The following is a 23607-nucleotide window of genomic DNA, read 5'->3' as shown; positions in this document are numbered from 1 at the left end:
GGAGAGGCCTAATATGAACATTTTGGTTTATGGTGCTGGCACAATTGGTTTGACATACGCTTGGTTACTGTCTAATCAGCATCAAGTTACTGTCTTAGTTAGAGAGCATAAGCTGTCGACTTTAGAGCAAGGCTTCACACTTTCTATTAAAGATTTAAGGAAAGATGAACAGGTCTATAAAGAACATCATTTCCAGCCGCCATTGGTGACGAGCATTGCTCAAGACTATGACCTGATTCTCTTAACGGTAAATAGTTTGCAACTAGAGCAGGCATTGAATCATTTAGCGGCTATAAAGGAAAAAGCTCATTTACTTATTTTACAGAATAACTGGAATATCAACTCCAAGATTCCTTCTTATTTGAACAGAAAGCAGGTGTCGTTAGCTTTTCCTTCTTCTGTTGGAGGAGGGCGAAAGAGTGATGGTCGTATCCAAGCTATCATTTTCAAAGAAGCTACGTTACTTGATGATGATTCTTATACATCAGAGTTGTCTCCTATTTTCACAGCTAGTGGGATAGGCATTGATGCTATGCCTAACTTGGCTTCTTGGATGAAGGTTCACTGCCTTCAGGAGGCGGTAATGGCAGGTGCAGTTGCAGAAGTGGGGTCTTTTGATGCACTCTTGAAAGATAAAAAAGCAATTCGAAAGATGATTTGCGCTTGGCGAGAAGGTTTAGAACTCTGTCAGCGATATGGCATTCCTAAACATCGTTATAAACCTACTAAATATCTATCCCTGCCCTTATTTCTCTTGGTTCCAGTAATGAAGTTCATGTTGAGTCAGCCTTTGGTTGCCGAAATGGTCACAAATCACATGCATTCAGGCTATGCCGAATGGGTTGATCAATATTTTGAAATCAAAAGAAGTGCTGAGAAAGAAAGCATTCCCATGCCTCAATGGAATTCGTATAGCGACTTCATTGAACAGTTTTTGAAAAACAATTCTTAGCAAGCCTTATTGGCTTGCTTTTTATATACTTTCATTTACTTTTTTAAAAATTTAATATAAGTTTTGCCCAAAATAGGGTATAATAATAAACAAGAAAGAATGAGGTGAAATTATGGCATCAAAAATGTTACATACTTGTTTGCGTGTGGAGAATTTGGAAGCGTCTATCGCTTTTTATGCAGAGGCTTTTGGCTTTAAAGAGCTGCGCCGCAAGGATTTTCCAGATTATCAGTTTACTATCGTTTATCTAGGTTTGGAAGGCGATGATTATGAGCTGGAACTGACCTATAACTATGACCATGGTCCTTATGTGATTGGGGACGGTTTTGCTCATGTGGCACTTAGCACGCCAGACTTGGAAGGTCTGCACGCTGAGCACAAGGCCAAAGGCTATGAAGTGACAGATCCAAAGGGTCTTCCTGGCAACCCGCCTAATTATTATTTTGTAAAAGATCCTGATGGCTACAAGGTGGAAGTCATTCGTGAGAAGAGTCTCTAACATCTAGCTGCAGTTAATTTTGCAAGATAAATGATGATTTTTATTCATTTAGGACAGGTGTATGAAAAGACAAAATAACAAGAAACACGGTAAGAAAACACTCATCGTTCTCAGCTTGCTAGGCTTAGCTTTTGTTGCTGCTTTATTTCTGGGTGCTGTAAAGATTTACGCTATTTTCCAAGAAAAGGAACTGCAAGAGAAAGTTAGTGTGCTGATTGCCCAAGAAGAGACCTTCCACGCTGAAAATACTGAAAAGCAGAACAAGATGATTGGCAGCCACTATGTAGAGGCCTTTTATCCTCTGCTAGATGGTCAGGTTATGGCAAGCGTCAAGGAGCAGATGGACGCAGATAGCCAGACGATTAAGGATAATCAGAAGAAGGGCGATAAGATTGAGGAATTGACTTTCTACTATGCTGAGGAAAAAGAAACGAGCCTGAAGGATGTCAAAGAAGTACTGGTGCATCGCAAGGACTATCATGTCAAAGAGATGAAAATCAGTAAAGGAGAAGAGCGGGAAGTTGCTGACAGCTATCTCGGTGCAGACGGTAGCCCTTTCACTCTGGATAAGCTCTTTCAGGATCCCGATGCAGCTAAGGAAATCTTCATCAACGAAATATCCAGCCAGCTGACCTTTAGACAGGCCGATGAGGCGGTGCAGACAGAAATTCTCAATACCCTCAATGGAACGGAGTTGGGTCAGTGGTCTTTCCGTTATGAGTACAGCCATTTTTCTATTAAACTGAGTAAGGAAGTGCAAGGCTTAACCAGCATTGACGTTCCTTTGTCTAGCTTTTATGACCAAATCAATGCGGACTATCTGACCGGCGATGACTTGGCAGCTTATCAGAGTTTTGAGGCTAAGAAGCATGTGAAGATGGTTGCTCTGACCTTTGATGACGGTCCAGATCCTAAGACAACACCGCAGGCTCTGGATATCCTAAAGAAATACGGTGCCAAGGCGACCTTCTTTATGGTTGGGCAAAACATTGCTGGCAATGAAGCGATTGTCAAGCGCGTGCACAATGAAGGTCATCAGATTGGGATTCATACATGGGACCATCCAGTCTTAACCAAACTTCCTCTGGAGTCAGCCAAAAAAGAAATCCTTGATACCCAGACCGCTATTAACAATGTCATAGGCATCAAGCCAACGATTACGCGGCCTCCTTATGGAGCTATTAATGCTACAATACAAAATTCGGTTGACCAGTCCTTTATCATGTGGAATGTGGACAGCCTAGACTGGAAGACACGCAATACTAAAGCTATTATGCAAGAGATTGCCAAAACCCAGCCAGGCTCAATTATCCTCATGCATGATATTCACCAGACCAGTATTGACGCCCTACCAAGTGTCCTCGAGTATCTGAAGAGTAACGGCTATACTTTGGTAACGGTCGATGAGCTTCTGGAAGGTCAGCTAGAGCCCCATCGTATTTATTACGGCAGAGACTAAGACGGTCCTTGGGTTTAGATTTTGGAAATCATTGTTGGTAATGAGTAAAAGCAAAAAAAGCTTTGGAAACATTAGATTTCTAAAGCTTTTTAGTTTAACTTGTTACATAAAGTTCTTGATTTTTTAGTAGAATTTCACGAACGGAAGCGTATTTTTTCAAAGTTTTCAGTTCTTCAGGATGGCTGATGAGGGTGATGACATAGCCTTCCTTGCCCATGCGGCCGGTTCGGCCAGAGCGATGGGTATAGGTTTCTAAATCGCGCGGAAGCTCATAATTGACGACGCATTCTAGTGAGTCAATATCAATGCCGCGAGCAACCAAGTCAGTGGCTAGCAGGAGAGTAATCTGGTGTTCTTTGAACTTATCCAGAATCACCTTGCGGAACTTAACATTGACATCGCTGGCCAGTGAAACAGCATTGGCTTCACGATACTGGAGTTTTTCCTCGGCGCTTCCTAGGTCTGATAGAGCGTTGAAAAAGACCAGTCCACGGAATTCTTCAACATTGGATAATTTGCGGAGCAAGTCCACCTTATCACGTTTTTCGACTTGCATGTAAAAATGCTGGATGTTGTCCAAAACTTGGTCGTCAATGCTGATTTCTAGGGTATTTTCAGTAATCTTATCGTGGTCGAACTTAGCGGTGGCGCTCATATATACCAGCTGGTGGTCACGAGGCGCATAGTGGGTGATTTTATCTACAAAGTGATACTGAGAATCGCTGAGCAGCTGGTCAAATTCGTCCAAAATGATGGTTTCGACATTCATCATCTTGATTTTCTTGAGCTTGACCAACTCAAAAATCCGTCCAGGCGTTCCGATGATAATTTCCGGACCTTTCTTGAGGCGCTCAATCTGTCGCTTCTGGCTGGAGCCAGACAGCAGGAGCAGGGCTGTCAGCCCTAAAGGCTCCGACCAAGTCTTGCAGACCTCAAAGATTTGTCCAGCCAACTCAGTATTAGGAGCTAAAATCAAGAGCTGTTGGGCTTTTTTAGGTGTTAGTCTAAGCAGACTTGGAAAGAGATAGGCCAGAGTTTTACCAGTACCAGTCGGACTGATTCCCAGCACCGTATCGCCTGTAGAAATAGAATCAAACATCTTCTCCTGAATAGCTGTCAAATCTTCAAAGCCTAGCTGAGCCAGCTGATTTTGCCAGCTCGGGGGAAATTGTTCCTTAATCATCATCAACCTCAAATCTAATGCCAGCGTCCTTGCGCATGGCAAATAAGCTTTTGTGAACAGCTACGGCAGCATCCAACCATTTCTCGTAAACCGCATCCTGTCCACCCTTGAGCACTCGTGCGAAAGCCTGAGCCTCTTCCAGCATGGTATGGGAAGCACGCTTGATAGGTAGCAGCTCCTCTTGACCGTCCAGATTTTGGAAAATAGCAGAGCTGATAAATTCAATCCCGTCTAAAGTCAGAGTTCCCTGATCCGTATAAATCTCTGCTGGCAGATTGCTGTTTATATTTTTACCGGCCTGAATCTGAACTTGAAAATCTGCATAGATGAGACAGCCGGCTCCATTTAAATCAATCGTATTAGCTAGCTGCTGGGCGCTGTAGCGAGCGAAGCGCGGATGACCAAAAAGTCTGATAGCCGCATAGACAGGATAGACACCCAGATCCATCAAAGCACCGCCTGAAAACTTAGCTGAGAAAACGTTAGGCTGCTCTCCTGCAAGCAGAGCTTGCATTTTAGAAGAATACTTGGCATAGGTGAAGTTGGCTCCCAGGACGGTCTTGTCCTTGAGAAAATCACTGATCGTATCAAAGGCCTGCTCATGATAGTTGCGGGCAGCTTCAAAGAGATAGACTTGATGCTCGTCAGCCAGCTTGACCAATTCCCGCCATTCTTTGGGTCGAGAGACCGCCGGCTTTTCGACAATAACATGTTTACGAGCCAGAATAGTTACCTTGGCATGCTTGAAATGCAGGCTGTTGGGACTGGCGATATAAACGACATCGATATCAGATGACAGAAAGTCCAGCATTTCAGTATAGACGGCTGTATTTTCATAGTTTTGCACAAAGCGCTCAGCAGAAGTTAAAGTCCGAGAGTAGACAGCAGCAAGCTGATAGTCGCCTGTTGAGTGAGCAGCCTTGATGAACTCATGAGAAATTGAACCTGTTCCGATGATTCCAAGTTTGAACATAAAAACCTCCTTTTTTCTATTTTTAAGCATGTACTTTTTTTATTTTAGCTCTTTCATTATAACATGAATTGCGGTAAAATAGATAAGATAACAAGAGATGGAGCTTATAATGCAAAATAGACCTATTATTATTGGTGTAACTGGTGGTTCCGGAGGCGGAAAAACCAGTGTTTCTCGAGCAATTTTGGCTAATTTTCCAAACGAAAATATTGCCATGATTGAGCATGACTCCTACTATAAGGATCAGACGCATCTGACTTTTGAGGAGCGGGTGAAGACCAACTATGACCATCCTTTTGCCTTTGACACGGACTTGATGATTGAGCAGATTAAGGAGCTCTTGGCTGGTCGGCCAGTGGATATTCCCACTTATGACTATACAGAGCATACCCGCAGTAAAAAGACCTATCGTCAGGATCCTCAGGATGTGTTCATCGTTGAGGGGATTTTGGTCTTAGAGGACCAGCGCCTGAGAGATTTGATGGATATTAAGATCTTTGTGGACACAGATGATGACGTTCGGATTATTCGTCGTATTAAGCGGGACATGGAAGAGCGCGGCCGCAGTTTGGATAGCGTTATTGAGCAGTATTTGGGTGTCGTTAAGCCTATGTACCATCAGTTTATTGAACCGACCAAGCGCTATGCAGATGTCATCATTCCAGAGGGAGCTTCTAACAAGGTGGCTATTGACCTGATTACGACCAAGATTGAAAAAATTCTTAAGGAAGCCAGAGAAGGCTAGGTCAGGCAGCTTTCTAGCTCTGTCATTTTAGGAAATAACAGTTTGTGAATCTGGTAAATCGCAGTAGCTGCAAGTTTTTTGTAATGTATTCTAGCAAGGGGAAGTGGACGGACTGAAATCTATGATTTTCGGAGTCTGGTCACTCCCTTATTTTGTAGGTGGTTTATGAAACAATTTGTAAAAAGAGAGTTTCACTCTCGTTCAAAATTTTTTGCCTGCCTCTTGACCTTTTGTGCAGGATTTATCGATGCCTATACTTTCATTGAGAGGGGAGGCACCTTGGTGGCAGGTCAGACGGGAAATGTCGTTTTCCTTTCGGTTGAACTCATCAATCAAGAGACAAGAGGAATCGAAGTGAAATTAGCAACTATGTTGGCCTTTATGCTGGGTATTTTTCTGATGACCGTTTTTCAGCATCATTTTGAGCATTCTTGGCGCAGACTGTCCAGCGTTTTTCCTTTGATATTGACGACAGCTGTCGCTGGATTTTTGCCAGCAAATGTGCCCCATCTCTATATCGTGCCGCCACTGGCTTTCTGCATGGGCCTGGTTGCGACGGCTTTTGGCGAGGTGGATGGCATTGTTTATAACAACTCCTTTATGACGGGGAATATCAAGAAAACCATGGTAGCTTTTGGTAACTATGCTCGAAACAAGAAAGGGAAAGATTTGAAAGAAGGTCTTTTCTTTGTTGCCCTATTGGCAAGCTTTGTTGTCGGAGCCATCATCTCTACCTATCTGATTCAGTTTTACCTCTTGAAGACCATCTGGCTTGTTTCCCTGATTTTAACAGCCTTTCTCCTTTTCCGAGGAATTCAGTATATGAGGAGATGAGGGTGTATATTCTTCTTAGAAACGAAGTGCCTTAAGAAGTGATATTGTGAAATTATAGAAAGAAGTAGAAATATAAGAGAATATGAGAAAAATAATTTTTATTGGACAGAGCGGTGGTGAAGCTGTCTACTATAAACACGCGAACAAAAGAAGCTCTGGTAGCCGATAAGAGTGCTCTCTTAAATACAGAAGGAGCAAGGAAGTCTAATAGGGCCATTATTCCTTTGATGTTTGCTTTTGTTTTTTTGGGTATTATTGGAGGATTAGTAGCTATACCTACATTTTCAGGTTTTCGATACAACAGCGGAATGACAAAGTTTTTCATTACTGGATTAATGTTTGTGTTTTTTGGTAGCATGTGGATGTTAGAGATTGCTCTATATAAAAACGTTAAATATGTTCGAGGAGCCACTAAACAACAATTTGCAAAGGCAGTAGATTCGAACTTGTTTTGGGAAAATTTTGACGTCAAAAAGGCTTCGATAGGAAAGTTTTTGGCCTTTTTAGCTGTTATTCTGTTATTGCTTTTTGCAACGGTAATAACATTCATTGCTTTTATTCCAGGTATTATTGATTCATTTGAAAGGAAAGCTCCATTTGAATTGCAGATAATAACTTCGCCCTTAATAGGAATACTACCAGCAGTTTTTTATCTTTTCTTATTCCAAAACAACCCTATCCGCTGGCTCTTAGCTGTGCGAAAGTATGAACAAGGGAAAGTGATATTTGCAGAAGAAGAGGAGAAACAATAGGTTTCATACTTATGCTATTGAGACCTTATTTGGTGCATGGGTAGGAACAGTGGTTTATGATGTTTTATCAACGATCTATGATAAAAATTGAAGTTTCTGATTATAGTGATTGGTGGAAACTGTGGTGATTTTATATGAGAAAAATAATTTTTATTGGACAGAGCGGTGATAAGGCCGTTTACTATAACACGCGAACGAGAGAAGCTCTTGTAGCAGATAAGAGTGCCCTCTTAAATACAGAAGGTGCAAGGAACTCTAATAGGGCCATTATTCCTTTGATGTTTGCTTTTGTTTTTTTGGGTATTATCGGAGGATTAGTAGCTATACCTGCATTTTCAGGTTTTCGATATAGCAGCTGGATGGTTCCGCCTTATATCGTTGCCCAGTTCTTTGTCTGCTTTGGCTTTATATGGATGATGGAAGAGGCCTTGTATAAAGAGGTGAAACAGGTTCAAGGGGCAAGTTCTCAACAGTTTGCGAAAGCTGTTGATTCAAATCTGTTCTGGGAAAATTTTAGTGAGAAAAAAGCGACGTTTGGGAAGATGATAGTTTTTCTAATAGTACAGTTAATACTTATATTTTTAGCATTTATAGGAATTGCTACCATACCAAATATTGTAAATTCATTTATAAGGCAGGAGAAATTTGATGCACAAATTTTATTTTCATTATTGATAGGTCTCTTTCCTGCCTTGTTGTATCTTTTCTTATTCCAAAACAACCCTATCCGCTGGCTCTTAGCAGTGCGAAAGTATGAACAGGGGAAAGTGATATTTAAGGAAGAGAAGTGAGAGGAGGATAGGATGAAAGATAGATACTTATTTTTCTGCTTCTTCCGGCCCTAATGGTATTAGGAGATACAATACAATGATTTGATCATAAAAGGAGCAAACTAATATGAAAAAAATTATCCTAAGTCTCTTCACCCTCCTTGTAGTAGGTAGCTGTGTCTTTGGTTTTCTAAGATATCGGGACTATGACTCACTAAAAAATCCAATTGATGAAATCTATTATGCGAGCGTTCATTACAAAAATATTCTTGGTTTGCCAGTCATGAGTAAGATTATAGAAAGTAATACGGCATATGTAGGTGAGCCGGCCTGGATATATTATCATCGGGAAAAACCTAGTTTGGCAGATGATGAAGATTTGCAGCTATATATCAATTCCGATGGTTTGCTTGCTGTTCTATATAGTAAAAAGTTATCAGGAGATACTTATCTCAACATTGACTATGTATATGAGAACGGTTTCGTTAAACAAAATGTCTCCATTGCTTTCTCCAAAGTTTCGGATTTTACTGTTCAAGCTTTTATTAATGAATCTAAAAATAGGGGCTATGTCAGGACAGCAGATGAAATTTATCGCTCTATTGGAGGGGAGGAGCCTCCACGTAAGAGTCTAGTGTCAAAAGAGGAGATTTTGGACTATCTGAAGGATTATGATATTGATCAGGCTTGGTTGGCAGAAAAATCTGATCAAATTCTCTACACCTATTTTCTAGATATTTGGTTTAAAGAGGGAAGTCAGCGCTATTCCAAAGAAAAAATGGGGAATTTAAAAGTGAAGTACTCTGAAACAATAGGGAAAGAGTGAATAGGCTATTCTAAACCAGACAGAATTTAATAAGTATTTTCACTTTAAAAAAGTTATATGCCTTTTCGATTCAAAGTTGAATTATCAGAGGCGATGTAACCCTTGTAGGATTCTAATGAGCAAAATAGTATTTGTAGAAGTATTAGAGAGGGAGCAGAATTGAGAAAGAAAACATCGATTGCGATATATACACTAAAAGGAATTGCTCTGATTAGTATTTTCAGCTTAATGATTATCGTAAGTTTTTTTAACCTCTTTTTAGATGGTAATTTGTTGGCAAATTTTTTATATTTCTCAGGGTCAGTTGTTTTATTAATTACAGTAGGATGGATGGCTTTTGCTTTTATGGGGAGAATAGAGCTTGATGGCCAAGACTTGCTTGTTTTCCGAAGTTTTAAATGCTATCGCTTTCCTCTTTCTTCGGTTACATTTTACTTCGGTAAGAACAGACACATTTATCGCGGTAGTTATGAATGGCCTTTATTTATTGTAGGAGAAGCATTGACCCCAAATGGCAGTGGTCAAAAAGTAACATTGAAGTTGATTGGAAGTAAGTGGAAGAACCGTCAATTCCAGCATTTTATTCAAGAACATCTTGAAGGGAAAATACCCCCTTTGCCTAAGGAAGATTCTTGGAGGCTGAATACTTTTGGTCAGTTAGAGATCATTGAAGATGAGGTGCATGAAGAACCAAAGTCAGCATTGGCAGTTACTAGGAAGCTGACTGATTTTATCGAATTTGGAGCAGATCAAGGAAATGTCAAAAGGACTGTGTTTTATGATATTAAGCGAAATGAGCTTTTTGTAGGGAAAAGTGTGCCTTTTCCAATGATTTTTCTACCAGGTGCTGTTTTTTCTTATGGCTTGTATGAATTAACTGAGAATCTGACTGTACGAGGCTTGTTCCCTTTACTTTTTTCCTTCATTTTCATGCTTTTACTGGCTCTTTACCAGTTTAAAAATAGAAGGGAAAAATCAGTAGTTGAAGTAGTGCCTTATGAGATGCCCAGAGATTATTTTGCTACTCAAAAATCCAATGGTCTAAAAACCTATGCTCTCATTTTCCTCTTTGCCTTGATCGCAGCTGTTTTTTCTTGGCTTTTTCTTCTATTTGGCGGTTTCCTACTTTTATTTTTGACGATTGTGATATGGTATTGTTTCTTACTCTTGCTTCTGTCTGGGCAATTTAAAAAAACTAAATATTTGAAAGTATTAGAAAAAAGAAAACTTACATAGAAAGCAATGATTAGCATGTTTATAGGGAATATTTTATGATGATTCTTTTACTTTGGAGTTTAATAATAAGTATGAGAATGAGGCTGTCAACCTATCCATGCTATAATAATGTCAGTAGTTGAAAGGATGATTTGAGATGAAGACTATCAAAAGTACGTTATTTGTAGCATCACTGATACTTGTATTTATAGGTGCAACTATAATAGTCCAAAATAGAAATTTGCTTATACATGGAACTAAGCAGGAGAAAAAGAAAGAGCAAGATCCGCATGAAAAGCAGCTGGCTTATCTTAAGAAACATGAAGAAGAGATTAAGGAGTTTGTAAAATCTCAAAATTCAAAGATAGAATCGGTTCAAATAGATTGGAATGAAACCATGTGGGAAGAAGTTGGAAATGGAACGCCTCAAGGAGGAGGTGAGGTTGTGATAGTTGGAGGAGGATTCAATAACATAGAAGGATCGACATGGCAGGTTATGTTTAGAATTAAAAATGAAAAAATTATTTTTGATACTATGACGCAAGGAAGCCCATTGCGAGTAGGTGGTAGAATTTATGAGTAACAGCAATTTAAAACCATTTGATAATTTTTACGCTGATTTAGCGCGGTCAGTCAATTTCTAATTTAACGAGAATACTTTTCAAAAGTATTTTTTTAATGCATTCATGATATAATAATAGTAACTTATTATTATGCACAAGGAGGCTAGAAGATGAAACAAAAACAAATAGCGATTCTATCTGTGGTAGCAGTAATAGCTTCTCTGGTCATAGGAGGGACAATTATGACAGTTCAAAATAAAAATTTGTTTACACATGGAACTAAGCAGGAGAAAAAGAAAGAGCAAGATCCGCATGAAACACAGTTAGCTTATCTTAAAAAGCACAAGAAGGATATTGAGGATTATATTAAGTCTTTGAATCCTAAGATAGAAACTGTTCAAATTGATTGGGATCAAACACAATGGGATCAGATAGGAAATGGAACACCGCAAGGAGGAGGGGATATTATTCAGCTTTATGGAGGCTTTAATAATATAGAAAAATCAAGCTGGAGTGTTGTAATTGATATTGAAAATGAAAAAGTTCTAATTGATACTATTGGAATAGTTAGCCCTTTAAGTATAGGAGGTGATTTGTTTGAGTAACAGCAATTTAAAAAACTTTGATAATTTTTATGCAGATTTAGCGCAGTTTGTAAATTTCATATTTTACGGAATACTTTTCAAAAGTATTTTTTTAATGCATTCATGATATAATAATAGTAACTTCTATTTATAAGGAGGACAAATGGTGAAAAAAGGCAAAATAGCTACTCTATCAATCGTAGCGCTAACTGCTACACTAGTCATAGGAGGGACGATTATGTCAGTTCAAAATAAAAGTTTGTTTACAAATAGAACTACACAGGAGAAAAAGAAAGAGCAAGATCCACGTGAAAAGCAGTTGGCTTACTTGAAGGAACATGAAGAAGAGATTAAGGAGTTTGTAAAATCTCAAAATCCAAAGATAGACTCGGTTCAAATTGATTGGGATCAAACACAATGGGACCAGATAGGGAATGGAACACCCCAAGGTGGAGGTGATATTATAGATATTTATGGGACTTTTAATAATATTGAGGATTCCGGCTGGCATGTAATGGTAAATGTAGAAGACGAAAAGATTGACTTAGACTCTATGACCTTAGTAAATGGTCTAGGGATTGGAGGGAAACCATTTGAGTAATAGCAATTTAAAAACATTTGACAATCTTTATGCAGATTTGGCGCAATCAGCCAATTTCTAATTTAACTAGAATACTTTTCAAAAGTATTTTTTTAATGCATTCATGATATGATAATAGTAACTTCTATTCTTAAGGAGGACAAATGGTGAAAAAAAGAAAAATAGCTACTCTATCAATCGTAGAGCTAACCGCTACTCTAGTTATTGGAGGGACAATCATGACAGTTCAAAATAAAAATTTGTTTACAGACGGAACCAAGCAGGAGAGAAAGGAAGAGCAAGATCCGCATGAAAAGCAATTGGATTATTTGAAAGAGCATGAGGAGGAAATTATAGAGTTTGTAAAGTCTAAAAATCCAAAGATTGAATCAGTTCAGCTTATTTGGGATAGTTTAATTGTTGAAGAGATAGGGAATGGGACTCCTCAAGGAGCGGGTTTTAATCTATCGTTGAAAGGAACTTTCAATCATATAAAAGATTCTGATTTTACAGTAGATTTTCCGCTAGAAAATGAGAATGCTATCCCTTCGATAGATTTAATTGGAATGCTAAATCCACCTAGTGTATTAAAAAATGGGGGATGGGACAAATATGAGTAATAGTAATTTAAAAACATTTGATAATTTTTACGCTGATTTAGCGCGGTCAGTCAATTTCTAATTTAACGAGAATACTTTTCAAAAGTATTTTTTTAATGCATTCATGATATAATAATAGTAACTTCTATTTATAAGGAGGACAAACGGTGAAAAAAGGCAAAATAGCTACTCTATCAATTGTAGCGATAACCGCTACTCTAGTTATTGGAGGGACATTCATGACAGTTCAAAATAAAAAATTGTTTACAGACGGAACCAAGCAGGAGAGAAAGGAAGAGCAAGACCCACATGAAAAACAGCTTGCTTATCTTAAAAAGCATGAAGAAGAGATTAAGGAGTTTGTGAAATCTCAAAATTCAAAGATAGAATCAGTTCAAATTGATTGGAATCAAACGCGCTGGGAAGATGTTGGAAATGGAACCCCACAAGGTGGAGGGGAAGTTGTGAGTATATTTGGTGAATTTAATAATTTAAAAGATTCAGACTGGAATGTTCTAATAGAAATCAAAGATGGGAAAGTTGATTTAGAAAGCATGAGTATCAGCAATGGTATAAGATTAGGAGGTGAACTTTTTGAGTAATAGCAATTTAAAAAACTTTGATAATTTTTATGCTGATTTAGCACAGTCAGCCAATTTCTAATTTAACGAGAATACTTTTCAAAAGTATTTTTTTAATGCATTCATGATATAATAATAGTAACTTATTATTATGCACAAGGAGGCTAGAAGATGAAACAAAAACAAATAGCGATTCTATCTGTGGTAGCAGTAATGGCTTCTCTAGTCATAGAAGGTGCAATTATAATAGTTCAAAATAAAGATTTGTTTACAGATAGAACCAAGCAGGAGAAAAAGGAAGAGCAAGATCCGCATGAAAAGCAGCTGGCTTATCTTAAGAAACATGAAGAAGAGATTAAGGAGTTTGTGAAATCTCAAAATTCAAAGATAGAATCAGTTCAAATTGATTGGGAACAAACACAATGGGATCAGATAGGAAATGGAACACCGCAAGGCGGAGGTGATATTATTGATGTTTATGGAACATTTAATAATATTGAAGAATCTGGTTGGAATGTTACAATTCCCATAAAGGATGGGAAAGCCGATTTACACTATATGGGACTAAGTAATGGATTAAGTCTAAGAGGTGAGCTTTTTGAGCAATAGTAATTTAAAAACATTTGATAATTTCTACGCAAATTTAGCGCAGTTTGTAAATTTCATATTTTACGGAATACTTTTCAAAAGTATTTTTTTAATGCATTCATGATACAATAATAGTAGCTTCTATTTACAAGGAGGACAAATGGTGAAAAAAGGCAAAATAGCGACTCTATCTATCGTAGCGCTAATCTCTGCTCTAGTCGTAGGAGGAACGATTCTGACAGTTCAAAATAAAAATTTGTTTACACACGGAACTAAGCAGGAGCAAAAGGAAGAGCAAGATCCGCGTAAAAAACAACTTGCTTATCTCAAAAGGCATGAAGAAGAGTTGACCGACTTTGTTAAAGCTTTGAATCCTAAGGTTGAAAGTGTTCAGTTTAATTGGGACAGTATGAAGGTCGAAGACATAGGGAATGGCACCCCACAAGGTGGTGGATATATTTTGACCTTGGATGGTAGAATAAATAATAACAAAGACACTGAATTTACATTAGGAATCCCTTTAAACTACGATTCAAATGAAGTTCCTGATAAGCTAGTTATTTATGAAATGCAGCCGATAAGAATTTTAAGAGATGGAGGTTGGTTCTTATATGAGTAACAGCAATTTAAAACCATTTGATAATTTTTATGGAGATTTAGCGCAGTCAGTAAATTTCATACTTCACAGAATGCTTTTCAAAAGTATTTTTATGCTTTCATGATATAACAATAGTAACTTCTATTCACAAGGAGGACAAATGGTGAAAAAAGGCAAAATAGCTACTCTATCAATTGTAGCGATAGCCGTTACTCTAGTTATTGGAGGGACAATCATGACAGTTCAAAATCAAAATTTGTTTACAGACGGAGTTAAGCGGGAGAAAAAGAAAGAGCAAGATTCGCGTGAACAACAGCTAGCTTATCTCAAAAAACATAAGAAAGATATTGAGGAGTATATTAAGTCTTTGAATCCTAAGATAGAAACTGTTCAAATTGATTGGGATCAAACACAATGGGATCAGATAGGAAATGGAACGCCTCAAGGTCGAGGTGATATTGTTCAGGTTTATGGAGGCTTTAATAATATGGCAAAATCAAGCTGGAGTGTTATTATTAGAATTGAAGATGAAAAAATTCTAATTAATTCTATTGGAATTGGTAGTCCTTTACGTATTGGGGGTGAACTTTTTGAGTAATAGCAATTTAAAAAACTTTGATAATTTTTATGCAGATTTAGCTTAATCTTCTTACCATGGAAGACCAATTAGATTCCCCTATGAGTCTCAATTGAAAGATAATCAAAAAATATTAGATAATGGCGGCTCTCTAGAATTTGATTTCTCAAATGATGCTTATGTAAGAGATGAAGATGGGAAGATAACAGAAATCACCCCTGGAGGTAAGAAACTCGATAATGATGGGAAAGTTTACCTGCAGCCAGATCCAGATTTGCATGTTGAAAAGGGATTGGATTTACCCTTTTTGGATGATAATGATAAGAAAATTGCTGATTATAAAGAGAAAGCAGGTTTAGGACCTTACCAGAAAGGTCGTTTAACTAATGAGAGAGTTGGCTTTAATGCATATTTTCTAACAGATACACCGACCTTAGGTAAGGATACAAAGCATACTTATATGGCTATTCGAGGTAGTGATGGTTTCAATACTGAGAGAGTTAAGAAAGAAGGAATTAAGCCTTTAAATCTGAATGACTGGCTTATTAATGATGCTAATTTTGCTTTATTTGATTCGCATATACCTCAGGCTAGACTAGCAACAGAGGGAATGAAAGCCACCATTGCAGAAATGAGCGAGAAAGCTCCCCAAGCTACGATGGATCTTACAGCCCACTCGCTGGGGACGATGGTGACAGTTCAAGGAATAGCTAATCTGAGCCAACAAGAATTTGATAAAATTGGAAAGGTCGTTCTTTTCGATGGACCGGATACTACCGATAGTTTGAAAAAAATGGGAGTTGATGATGATAGGATTAAAGCGATTAGCGCAAAACTAGAATACTATGTCAATCCTTTTGATATTGTTAGTATGCTCAATCGTGAGAATACAATCTATAATTTAGAGAAACCTGGAGAAAAGCCAACTCGTAAGGAATTGGGAACAGCTCATATAGTTGTGCCTCTTCATTATACTCGCTTTGACTTTATGTCTGATAGTGCTCATGATTTTGGTGTTTTTCAGGCAGACGGCAAGGGGGGATTTTTAGTCGCTTCAGAAGATTTTCATCCAGAACTTCTGAGAGCAGGGGAGAAGCTTGCGAGATTAGAAGCGAAATTTTTAGATTTGCTTCGTATGCAAGGTTTGACTGATGATGAGGCGATAAAATTCATGAATGCTGTTGTTGACGTTTCTTCTTTTGGAACAGCAAATTTTGCGCGTGCAGGTATTTCTACATCTGCTTTCTATGAATTTAAGCGGGATTATCAAGCAATCATTGATGAAGCGCGTAGAGAGTCGATTAAGTGGGACAAGAAGATGATTCCAAGCTATCAGAAACAGCTTGGAAATGGCAATCTTACAGGAGAAGATAGAATTTTGGTTCGTGCTCGTCTCCTTCAGACTGCAGCTCAGTTGGCTATCTTTGAAATAGAAGATAAAGTTAAGCATGTCAAAACTTTATTGTCGGATGCCAAGGAATCTGTCCAAAAGATAATTAATGACGCAAGAACAGAGGCAGCTGGCCTTGCTACTTATTTGAGCGACTCAGAAGTGGAGAGTTTATTGATTGATTTCGATATAAAGCACTACTGGGACGATTCGGTTGAAACAAATACGAACACATCCGCGAAAGGCTTCCTGACAGAGATTAAACAGTTAGGAATGACTTTGGTTAGAGCTAGTGGAGATTTTGCAGCAGTTGATACTCAGCAAGCTGAGGATTTCAATAATCTCTTAGCAGATGTGAAAGGAACATGGAGGGGTATTGAAAATGCTTATACCAAATGATGATGCGCTCGTAACTAGAGTGGAGTTAGAGAGACAGTTTAAAGAAAAGATGAAGGAGCAGGAGAGGCAGGCTATCAAGGCTTTGATAGTGGCCAAAGAGCTGCTTATCCTTGCAAAAGGATTAGATCTGGCAGCTCAGCTACAGGCGGCGGCTTTGGATATGAAAAATTATGCTTCTACTAACTATGTCAATGATATTAAGGGTGGATTTGAAGGGAAGGCAGCGCAAGCTGCTGAAACTCATCTAACTCAGACGATGCAGATGCCTTCTTTGGATAGCCCGATTAAGGGATAGGAGGTGAGGCAATGCTGGATAAAAAGAAGCTTCAGGAACTGGAAGATGAACATGCTCTAAAAATGCGTGAGTTTGAGCGAGTAGAGACAGACTTAGATACATACTACTATAAGTTTGACAGAGAGACGAACAAACTCTTAGAGGCAATTTCTTATGCATGTAGAGAGGTTCCTTTGACAGCGGCTCAACCTTATATTTTTCAAATAGAGGATAATCTGGAACAATACCATCAGCAATACAAAAAGCGCATAGACGATGTTCTAGAAGCTCGCTATCAGGAGAACAGACGCTTTCAGAATAAGCTGGATGAAGTGAGTAAATAAACTATGTTACGATTCCTGAAAAAATAGAAGAAGCAAAGTTACCTCACTTCCTTTTTCTCGTATTTACAGTTTTAAATCCCCCAAAATAATCCAGTATATTAAAAATTTTCAGAAAATATCGACTTTTTCTTGACAGGTTTATGATACTGTGTTAAAATACTAAACAATAAGAAACCATCTCAAAAAGGAGTTAGTCAAACATGAAGTCAACCCAATCTTCAAACTTTGCTTTGTTGTTGCGTTACTCGGGCTAGTGCAAAAGCATTAGTCCTGTTTGGCTTACCAAGCGGGAGTAAATCAACATCTCGCTTGTTCCTCAAGTGAGATGTTTTTTATTTCACCTATCTTACCTCAAATTCTGATGAGGAAGAAATGGTTTCTAAAGGAGCGACGGGAGTGGGAATGCATCTTGATTTTTCTGAAATCAATTTGTCTCATACTGTCTCAGTCATTGAACACGACCTAGAAGTTGGGGAAGATTTTTTCCTAAATGGTCTATGTATCTTAGAAAAGGAGTTGTCTATGACACGCAAAGTTGAGTTTTTTGATACCAGCCTCCGGGATGGCGAGCAGACACCAGGAGTGAATTTCTCTATCAAGGAGAAGGTGGCTATTGCTAAGCAGTTAGAGAAGTGGGGTATTTCAGTCATTGAAGCTGGTTTTCCTGCTGCGAGTCCAGATTCTTTTGCGGCGGTGCAGGAGATTGCTAAAGTCATCACAAAAGCTTCTGTTACTGGGCTGGCGCGTTTGGTCAAGTCCGATATTGACGCCTGCTATGAAGCGCTCAAGGATGCCAAGTATCCACAGATTCATGTCTTCATTGCGACCAGTCCTATTCACAGAGAGTTTAAGCTGAAAAAGTCCAAGGAAGAGATTTTAGAAGCTGTGAAAGAGCATGTCTCCTACGCGCGCTCCAAGTTCGATATAGTCGAGTTTTCACCAGAGGATGCGACAAGAACAGAGCTGGATTTCCTTTTTCAGGTGGTACAAACAGCAGTGGATGCAGGTGCGACTTATATCAATATTCCAGATACAGTCGGCTTTACTACTCCAGAAGAGTTTGCAAATATTTTCGACTACCTAGTGGCAAATGTGACTTCTGATCATAAGGTGGTATTTGGTGTTCATTGTCATGATGACCTTGGTATGGCAACGGCCAATACTTTGACGGCTATCAAGCACGGTGCTGGTCGTGTTCAGGGAACTATCAATGGAATCGGTGAGCGGGCTGGAAATGTAGCATTGGAAGAAGTAGCAGTTGCCTTAGAGATTCGCCAGGACTATTATCAGGTTGAGACAGACATTGTCCTTAATGAAACTATTAACACTTCTGAGCTGGTGTCCCGTTTCTCAGGTATTCCAGTGCCTAAGAACAAGGCGGTCGTTGGTGGCAATGCCTTCTCTCATGAGTCCGGTATCCATCAAGATGGTGTTCTTAAGAATCCACTGACCTATGAAATCATTACACCTGAGCTGGTTGGAGTCAAGAGCAATTCACTGCCGCTTGGTAAACTGTCTGGCCGCCATGCCTTTGTCGAAAAACTTAAAGAACTAGCTCTGGACTTTGCGGAATCTGAAATTAATGCTCTCTTTGCTAAATTTAAGGTCTTGGCTGATAAGAAAAATGAAGTCACGGACGCTGATATTCGGGCTCTGATTGCTGGAACGACGGTCGAAAATCCTGAAGGCTTCCACTTTGATGATCTGCAGCTCACGACCAATGACGACCATACCATCACAGCTGATGTGCAGCTGGTTAATGGCGACGGAGAGACGGTCAGCTGTGTGGCGGAAGGCAAGGGAAGCGTCGAAGCCATCTTCAATGCCATTGACCAATTCTTTAACCAGTCTGTTCAGCTTTTATCTTATAATATCGAGGCAGTAACGGACGGTATTGACTCTCAGGCTCGTGTTTTGGTAGCTGTTGAAAATACGGATACAGATACAATTTTCAACTCCTCTGGTATTGACTTTGATGTTCTTAAGGCCAGCGCCATTGCCTATATCCATGCCAATACCTTTGTGCAAAAGGAAAATGCGGGTGAAATCGGCCACCAGGTATCCTACCGCGATCTGCCTGCAAATAATTAGAAGGAAGCGACTATGACAAAAGAAATTGTAGCTCTGGCGGGTGATGGAATTGGCCCAGAAATCATGCAAGCGGGTCTCCAAGTACTGGCTGCTGTTGCGGATAAGTTCGGTTTTACTTATCATATCACGAAGAAGGCTTTTGGGGGTGCTGGTATTGATGCGGAAGGTCATCCTCTGCCTCAGTCAACTCTGGCAGTAGCCAAGAAGGCGGATGCTATTCTCCTAGCAGCTATCGGCAGTCCCCAGTATGATAATGCACCGGTTCGTCCTGAGCAAGGTTTGCTCGCTCTGCGGAAGGAGCTTGAACTCTATGCCAATATCCGCCCAGTTAAGATTTTCGATTCTTTGAAGCATTTGTCACCTTTGAAAGCAGAGCGAATTGCTGGCGTGGACTTCGTGGTCGTGCGTGAGCTGACTGGTGGGATTTACTTTGGCGAGCATATTTTGGAGGATAAATCTGCGCGCGATATCAACGACTACAGCTATGAAGAGGTGGAGCGAATTGTCCGTAAGGCCTTTGACATTGCGCGTGGTCGCAGAAAGCGCGTGACCAGTATTGACAAGCAAAATGTGTTAGCAACATCCAAACTCTGGCGCAGAGTGGCAGATGAGGTGGCCAAGGATTATCCAGATGTGACCTTGGAGCACCAACTGGTGGACAGTGCTGCTATGCTCATGATTACCAATCCTGCTAAGTTTGACGTTGTAGTAACGGAAAATCTCTTCGGGGATATTCTATCAGACGAGTCCAGTGTCCTATCAGGAACGCTGGGAGTTATGCCCTCAGCCAGTCATTCGGCTGCTGGGCCAAGTCTTTACGAGCCTATTCATGGATCGGCTCCAGATATTGCGGGGCAGGGTATTGCCAATCCTATCAGTATGATCCTTTCTGTAGCCATGATGCTGCGGGATAGTTTTACAGAGCTAGAAGCTGCAGAAGCGATTGAAGCAGCGGTTGAGAAGACTTTGGCTCAGGGTATTTTAACCCGAGATCTTGGCGGTCAGGCAGGGACAGCTCAAATGACGGAGGCAATTATTAATAACTTATGAATTGGATATTAACAGGTATTTGCCTGCTATGGAACCTTGTCGTTTTCTTGCTTTATGGCTGGGATAAGAGTAAGGCTAGGAAAAATCACTACCGCATTCCAGAGAAAACCTTGCTCCTGTCAGCTTTGGCAGCCGGAGGTTTGGGCGCTTTATTAGGCGGTCGCCTCTTTCATCACAAGACCAGAAAATGGTATTTCTGGTTGGCTTGGATTGGCGGAATAATAGTGGAAATCGGAATTTTATATTACATATGGAGAAGCTAGTATGGCTGGAAAATCGATTTTTGATAAGCTTTGGGAAAGGCATCTGATAACAGGTGAAGAAGGCCAGCCCCAGCTTATGTATGTGGATCAGCATTATATTCATGAAGTGACCAGCCCTCAGGCTTTTCAGGGCCTTCGAGATGCAGGGCGCAAAGTTAGACGGCCGGATTTGACCTTTGGAACATTTGACCATAATGTTCCTACGGTCAATATCTATGATATCCGAGATGTGATTTCCAAGGCTCAGATTGATAAACTTTCTGAGAATGTCAAGGATTTTGGCATCGAGCATGCGGCTCATGGATCGGAATTGCAGGGTATTGTCCATATGGTTGGACCCGAAACGGGCAAGACTCAGCCGGGCAAATTCATCGTCTGCGGTGATAGTCACACGGCTACTCATGGAGCTTTTGGAGCTATTGCTTTTGGAATTGGTACTTCGGAGGTGGAGCACGTTTTTGCCACGCAGACCATTTGGCAAGTCAAGCCTAAGAAAATGCTGGTCAAATTTACTGGGGTGCCACCTAAAGGTGTCTATTCCAAGGACTTTATCCTCGCTCTGATTGCCCGATATGGTGTGGCCGCTGGTGTTGGTCATGTGGTCGAGTATGCTGGTGATGCGATTGATCATCTGACCATGGAAGAGCGCATGACCATCTGCAATATGTCCATTGAGTTTGGCTCTAAGATGGGCATTATGAACCCCGACCAGAAGACTTATGATTATGTTCAAGGGCGGCCGGGCGCTCCAAAGGACTTTGAGGCGGCGGTAGCCGATTGGAAGACTCTGGTCAGTGATCCTGATGCTGTCTATGATAAGGTCATTGAGATTGATGTCTCCCAGCTGGCACCTATGGTGACTTGGGGAACCAATCCTTCTATGGGAGTAGAGTTTGGCGCGGCTTTCCCAGAAATACGTGATATGAACGACGAGCGGGCCTATAATTACATGGACCTCGCCCCTGGTAAGAAAGCAGAAGATATTGATCTTGGTTATATCTTTATCGGCTCTTGCACCAATGCCAGACTCAGCGACTTGCAGCTTGCAGCTAAGTTTGTCGCTGGCAAACACATTGCTCCCAATCTAACAGCTATCGTCGTGCCAGGCTCTCGTCCGGTCAAGAGGGCTGCTGAAAAGATGGGACTGGATAAAATTTTCATGGATGCAGGCTTTGAATGGCGCGATCCGGGTTGTTCCATGTGCCTGGGAATGAATCCAGATAAGGTGCCAGACGGAGTCCACTGTGCCTCGACCAGTAATCGGAACTTTGAGGATCGTCAGGGATTTGGCGCTAAGACTCATCTTTGCAGTCCAGCCATGGCAGCAGCGGCAGCCATTGCCGGGCGCTTTGTAGACGTCCGCCAGCTACCGGAGGTCCAGTAAGGAAGGTTTATGGAAAAATTTACAATTTACACGGGGACAACAGTGCCCCTCATGAACGATAATATCGATACAGACCAAATTTTACCCAAGCAATTTCTCAAGTTGATTGATAAAAAAGGCTTTGGCAAGTACCTCATGTATGCGTGGCGTTATCTGGACAATCAGTACACGGAAGATCCTGATTTCGTCTTTAATAGACCGGAGTACCGCAAGGCGACTATTCTGATTACAGGGGACAATTTCGGAGCCGGTTCCTCTCGCGAGCACGCTGCTTGGGCCTTGGCTGACTATGGTTTTAAGGTAGTTATTGCCGGATCTTTCGGGGATATTCACTACAATAACGAACTAAACAACGGTATGCTGCCTATCGTCCAGCCACTGGAAGTGCGGCAAGCCTTGGCTAACCTGAAGCCGACGGATCAAGTGACGGTGGATTTGGAGCAGCAGAAGATTTTTTCACCAGTGGGAGAATTCTCCTTTGACATTGATGGAGAATGGAAACATAAGCTCCTCAACGGTCTGGATGATATCGGCATTACGCTTCAGTATGAGGATTTGATTGCAGAATATGAAAAAAATCGTCCATCTTATTGGCAGTAACCTCATTTTTGCTATATTGAGAAAATTCTGAAAAAACCTTGTCTCCGATAAAAATATATGGTAAAATAAATCTTAATTTAATAGAAAAGGAAGAAACTTATGACAAAACACATTCAATGGAACGGACAGCTTTCACAAGAAGGTTATGACATCCTGAAAGGCGATGGCGGCTGTATCGTTTGCCCGACCAAGGTGGGTTACATCATCATGACCAGCGATAAGGCTGGCTTGGAGCGTAAGTTCGAAGCTAAGGATCGTAACCGTAATAAGCCAGGTGTTGTCCTCTGTGGCAGTATGGATGAGCTCCGTGCTTTGGCTCAGCTGAATCCGGAAATTGAAGCTTTTTATCAAAAGCATTGGGATGAAGACATCCTCTTGGGCTGTATCCTACCATGGAAGCCAGAAGCTTTTGAAAAGCTCAAGGCATTTGGCGACGGTCGGGAAGAGCTGATGACAGATGTTCGTGGCACTAGCTGTTTTGTTATTAAGTTTGGTAAGGCGGGCGAGCAGCTGGCAGCTAAGCTTTGGGAAGAAGGCAAGATGGTCTATGCTTCCTCAGCCAACCCATCCGGTAAAGGAAACCGTGGCAAGGTTGAAGGAATTGGCGAGCGCATCGAAAATGCTGTTGACCTCGTCATTGAAGCAGATGACTATGTAGCCTCAATCCAGCCAGACAAGACCATTGAAACTCGCTACGAGCAAGGCGTTATGGTCTCTATGGTGGATAAAGATGGAAAACTGATTCCAGAACAAGGTGGGCAACGTTCCATCTCACCAGCACCAGTGGTCATCCGCAAAGGCTTGGACATCGACAAAATCATGATGCACCTGTCTGATACCTTTAACTCATGGGATTACCGTCAGGGTGAATATTACTAAGATAAAAAAATAAGCTCAGTGTAGGAGTCGCCTCTTTACACTGGGCTTTTTAGTT

Annotated in this window: 26 protein-coding genes and 2 pseudogenes; 26 read left to right on the top strand and 2 right to left on the bottom strand. The window is 40.5% G+C overall.

Annotation, left to right across the window (positions count from 1 at the left end):
• Window positions 1-13 precede the first annotated feature (13 nt).
• From K1I94_RS04105 to K1I94_RS04095, 3 genes are all read left to right on the top strand, one after another.
• Window positions 14-952, top strand: coding sequence for a ketopantoate reductase family protein (locus K1I94_RS04105; protein ID WP_223314502.1), 939 nt, complete (start codon window positions 14-16; stop codon window positions 950-952).
• 112 nt (window positions 953-1064) lie between these two features.
• Window positions 1065-1451: a lactoylglutathione lyase gene (gene gloA / locus K1I94_RS04100; protein ID WP_002895748.1), complete on the top strand. Its 387-nt coding sequence runs from the start codon at window positions 1065-1067 to the stop codon at window positions 1449-1451.
• 61 nt (window positions 1452-1512) lie between these two features.
• Window positions 1513-2910, top strand: a complete 1398-nt coding sequence (locus K1I94_RS04095) for a polysaccharide deacetylase family protein (RefSeq protein ID WP_223314501.1) — start codon at window positions 1513-1515, stop codon at window positions 2908-2910.
• Window positions 2911-3004: 94 nt separating this feature from the next.
• On the opposite strand, the gene K1I94_RS04090 is transcribed toward K1I94_RS04095, so the two are convergent.
• Both K1I94_RS04090 and K1I94_RS04085 read right to left on the bottom strand, forming a co-directional pair.
• Window positions 3005-4096 carry a DEAD/DEAH box helicase gene (locus K1I94_RS04090; protein ID WP_223314500.1) on the bottom strand — a complete coding sequence of 364 codons (1092 nt, stop codon included), beginning with the start codon at window positions 4094-4096 and terminating at the stop codon, window positions 3005-3007.
• The gene (locus K1I94_RS04085; protein WP_223314499.1) at window positions 4086-5096 is read right to left on the bottom strand and encodes a Gfo/Idh/MocA family protein; all 1011 of its coding nucleotides are present in this window, start codon (window positions 5094-5096) and stop codon (window positions 4086-4088) included. Before K1I94_RS04085 ends, K1I94_RS04090 begins: the two co-directional genes overlap by 11 nt.
• 79 nt (window positions 5097-5175) lie before the next feature.
• Here K1I94_RS04085 and udk point away from each other — a divergent pair, with 79 nt between their 5' ends.
• The 23 genes and pseudogenes from udk (at window position 5176) to K1I94_RS03970 (ending at window position 23552) form a co-directional block, all read left to right on the top strand.
• Window positions 5176-5811, top strand: a complete 636-nt coding sequence (gene udk / locus K1I94_RS04080; protein ID WP_032907433.1) for a uridine kinase — start codon at window positions 5176-5178, stop codon at window positions 5809-5811.
• Between the two features lie 165 nt (window positions 5812-5976).
• Window positions 5977-6645, top strand: a complete 669-nt coding sequence (locus K1I94_RS04075; RefSeq protein ID WP_009660317.1) for a YoaK family protein — start codon at window positions 5977-5979, stop codon at window positions 6643-6645.
• 82 nt (window positions 6646-6727) lie between these two features.
• Window positions 6728-7397, top strand: a pseudogene (locus K1I94_RS04070) (hypothetical protein).
• A 134-nt stretch (window positions 7398-7531) separates the two neighbouring features.
• A complete protein-coding gene (locus K1I94_RS04065; RefSeq protein ID WP_223314498.1) occupies window positions 7532-8188 on the top strand; it encodes a hypothetical protein in 657 nt (218 codons plus the stop codon).
• Between the two features lie 106 nt (window positions 8189-8294).
• Window positions 8295-8993, top strand: coding sequence for a TipC family immunity protein (locus K1I94_RS04060; protein WP_223314497.1), 699 nt, complete (start codon window positions 8295-8297; stop codon window positions 8991-8993).
• A 228-nt stretch (window positions 8994-9221) separates the two neighbouring features.
• Window positions 9222-10229: a hypothetical protein gene (locus tag K1I94_RS04055; protein ID WP_317627931.1), complete on the top strand. Its 1008-nt coding sequence runs from the start codon at window positions 9222-9224 to the stop codon at window positions 10227-10229.
• Between the two features lie 136 nt (window positions 10230-10365).
• A complete protein-coding gene (locus tag K1I94_RS04050; RefSeq protein ID WP_223314495.1) occupies window positions 10366-10791 on the top strand; it encodes a hypothetical protein in 426 nt (141 codons plus the stop codon).
• Between the two features lie 150 nt (window positions 10792-10941).
• A complete protein-coding gene (locus K1I94_RS04045; RefSeq protein ID WP_061592838.1) occupies window positions 10942-11376 on the top strand; it encodes a hypothetical protein in 435 nt (144 codons plus the stop codon).
• Between the two features lie 142 nt (window positions 11377-11518).
• The gene (locus tag K1I94_RS04040; RefSeq protein WP_223314494.1) at window positions 11519-11956 is read left to right on the top strand and encodes a hypothetical protein; all 438 of its coding nucleotides are present in this window, start codon (window positions 11519-11521) and stop codon (window positions 11954-11956) included.
• A 143-nt stretch (window positions 11957-12099) separates the two neighbouring features.
• Window positions 12100-12555, top strand: a complete 456-nt coding sequence (locus K1I94_RS04035; protein WP_223314493.1) for a hypothetical protein — start codon at window positions 12100-12102, stop codon at window positions 12553-12555.
• 146 nt (window positions 12556-12701) lie between these two features.
• The gene (locus tag K1I94_RS04030; protein ID WP_223314492.1) at window positions 12702-13136 is read left to right on the top strand and encodes a hypothetical protein; all 435 of its coding nucleotides are present in this window, start codon (window positions 12702-12704) and stop codon (window positions 13134-13136) included.
• Window positions 13137-13286: 150 nt separating this feature from the next.
• Window positions 13287-13724 (top strand): hypothetical protein, encoded by a 438-nt coding sequence (locus tag K1I94_RS04025; RefSeq protein ID WP_223314491.1) that lies wholly within the window; start codon window positions 13287-13289, stop codon window positions 13722-13724.
• Between the two features lie 139 nt (window positions 13725-13863).
• Complete coding sequence (locus K1I94_RS04020) at window positions 13864-14322, top strand: hypothetical protein (protein ID WP_223314490.1); 459 nt, start codon at window positions 13864-13866, stop codon at window positions 14320-14322.
• Window positions 14323-14461: 139 nt separating this feature from the next.
• On the top strand, window positions 14462-14899 hold the full coding sequence (locus K1I94_RS04015; RefSeq protein ID WP_223314489.1) for a hypothetical protein: 438 nt from the start codon (window positions 14462-14464) through the stop codon (window positions 14897-14899).
• Window positions 14892-16667, top strand: a pseudogene (locus K1I94_RS04010) (DUF2974 domain-containing protein). Before K1I94_RS04015 ends, K1I94_RS04010 begins: the two are co-directional and overlap by 8 nt.
• Window positions 16651-16962: a hypothetical protein gene (locus tag K1I94_RS04005; protein WP_002900542.1), complete on the top strand. Its 312-nt coding sequence runs from the start codon at window positions 16651-16653 to the stop codon at window positions 16960-16962. Before K1I94_RS04010 ends, K1I94_RS04005 begins: the two are co-directional and overlap by 17 nt.
• 11 nt (window positions 16963-16973) lie before the next feature.
• On the top strand, window positions 16974-17285 hold the full coding sequence (locus tag K1I94_RS04000; protein ID WP_002900541.1) for a hypothetical protein: 312 nt from the start codon (window positions 16974-16976) through the stop codon (window positions 17283-17285).
• 522 nt (window positions 17286-17807) lie between these two features.
• Window positions 17808-19376: a 2-isopropylmalate synthase gene (locus K1I94_RS03995; protein ID WP_223314714.1), complete on the top strand. Its 1569-nt coding sequence runs from the start codon at window positions 17808-17810 to the stop codon at window positions 19374-19376.
• A gap of 12 nt (window positions 19377-19388) precedes the next feature.
• The gene (leuB, locus tag K1I94_RS03990; protein ID WP_223314488.1) at window positions 19389-20426 is read left to right on the top strand and encodes a 3-isopropylmalate dehydrogenase; all 1038 of its coding nucleotides are present in this window, start codon (window positions 19389-19391) and stop codon (window positions 20424-20426) included.
• The gene (locus tag K1I94_RS03985; RefSeq protein WP_223314487.1) at window positions 20423-20689 is read left to right on the top strand and encodes a DUF1294 domain-containing protein; all 267 of its coding nucleotides are present in this window, start codon (window positions 20423-20425) and stop codon (window positions 20687-20689) included. Before leuB ends, K1I94_RS03985 begins: the two co-directional genes overlap by 4 nt.
• Before the next feature lies 1 nt (window position 20690).
• Complete coding sequence (gene leuC, locus K1I94_RS03980) at window positions 20691-22073, top strand: 3-isopropylmalate dehydratase large subunit (protein WP_002933988.1); 1383 nt, start codon at window positions 20691-20693, stop codon at window positions 22071-22073.
• A gap of 9 nt (window positions 22074-22082) precedes the next feature.
• The gene (gene leuD / locus K1I94_RS03975; protein WP_002897735.1) at window positions 22083-22673 is read left to right on the top strand and encodes a 3-isopropylmalate dehydratase small subunit; all 591 of its coding nucleotides are present in this window, start codon (window positions 22083-22085) and stop codon (window positions 22671-22673) included.
• A 99-nt stretch (window positions 22674-22772) separates the two neighbouring features.
• Window positions 22773-23552, top strand: a complete 780-nt coding sequence (locus tag K1I94_RS03970; RefSeq protein WP_223314486.1) for an L-threonylcarbamoyladenylate synthase — start codon at window positions 22773-22775, stop codon at window positions 23550-23552.
• The last annotated feature ends 55 nt before the right edge of the window (window positions 23553-23607 follow it).

The organism is Streptococcus sanguinis (assembly GCF_019929145.1).
GTDB lineage: Bacteria > Bacillota > Bacilli > Lactobacillales > Streptococcaceae > Streptococcus > Streptococcus sanguinis_U.
Note: the sequence above shows the minus strand (reverse complement) of the source record. Positions and strands in the feature narration are given on the sequence as shown.